The sequence below is a fragment of the Dietzia maris genome, assembly GCF_014144855.1.
Taxonomy (GTDB): domain Bacteria; phylum Actinomycetota; class Actinomycetes; order Mycobacteriales; family Mycobacteriaceae; genus Dietzia; species Dietzia kunjamensis.
Window position 1 is genome coordinate 1 of the sequence record NZ_JAALDN010000254.1, and the last position, 1,094, is coordinate 1,094.

The 1,094-nt window shown below is 72.9% G+C and carries 1 protein-coding gene and 1 pseudogene; both read right to left on the reverse strand.

Features of this window, described 5'->3' with window-relative positions; translation table 11 throughout:
- Positions 1 to 286 (reverse strand): annotated as a pseudogene (locus tag G6024_RS08970) (lysoplasmalogenase family protein); the annotation flags it as partial.
- Between the two features lie 5 nt (positions 287 to 291).
- A complete protein-coding gene (pyrE, locus tag G6024_RS08975) occupies positions 292 to 849 on the reverse strand; it encodes an orotate phosphoribosyltransferase (protein WP_132062441.1) in 558 nt (185 codons plus the stop codon).
- Positions 850 to 1,094: the final 245 nt, after the last annotated feature.

Genomic DNA, 1,094 nt, shown 5'->3' on the forward strand with positions numbered 1-1,094 from the left:
CGGTGTACGCCGCTCCGGTGGCCGACAGCAGCGCGGTGTCGACCGCGGAGAGCCGACCGTCGCGCAGCGCGATCGCCAGCGCCGCCGGCACGATCACCGGCTTGCACAGCTTCTCCAGCGCGCCGACCCCGGTGGCCTTGGCGATCTCCGTCCCCACCGCGGCCGCGAGGAACGCGGGCCCCTCCGGGCGGGACGTGTCGCCGAGTGCGCCCACCCGCTCCGTCAGCGCCTGCACCAGGCGATCGCGGAATGCCCTCGTCGTCGTCGTTGTCGTCGTCGTATCCATGCCGGTCACTCCAGTCCCAGGTCGGTCAGACCCAGCAACGCGCGGTACTCCACGCCCTCGGCCCGGATCACGTCGTCGGCACCGGTCGCGCGGTCCACTACGGTGGCCACGCCCACGACCTCGGCGCCCGCCTCGCGCAGGGCGGCCACGGCCGTGAGCGGCGAGTTCCCGGTGGTGGTGGTGTCCTCGACGACCAGGACACGGCGACCGACGATGTCGGGGCCCTCGATGCGGCGCTGCATCCCGTGCTTCTTGGCCTCCTTGCGCACCACGAACGCGTCGATCGGCCGGCCCGGCGCGTGCATGATCGCCGTGGCCACCGGATCGGCGCCCAGCGTCAATCCACCGACGGCGTCGAAGTCCCAGTCCGCGGTGAGTTCGCGCAGCAGCCGTCCGATCAAGGGCGAGGCCTCGTGGTGCAGCGTGGCGCGGCGCAGGTCGACGTAGTAGTCGGCCTCGCGCCCCGAGGAGAGGGTGACGCGACCGTGGACGACGGCCAGCTCGGCGACCAGCTCGGACAGTCGCGTGCGGGCCTGGGCGTCGACGGTGACGGGATCGGTCATGGGACTCCTCGCGGGGACACGGTGTTCATTGACACGGTTGTGTGGGGACACGGTGGGCGGAACGGCTGCCCCCGACTCTAGTCCGCCCCCGGAACGCCCCGACCCGCTGCGGCGTCGGGTCAGTCCCTGATGTCGGGCGGGAGCCGAAGCTTCGCGGTCTGCTCCACGTCCGGGTCGATGCCGGGACGCTCGCGGCCTGAGGCATCGTCCGCCTGCTCGCCGGCCTCGTGGCTGGGTCGCCCGTC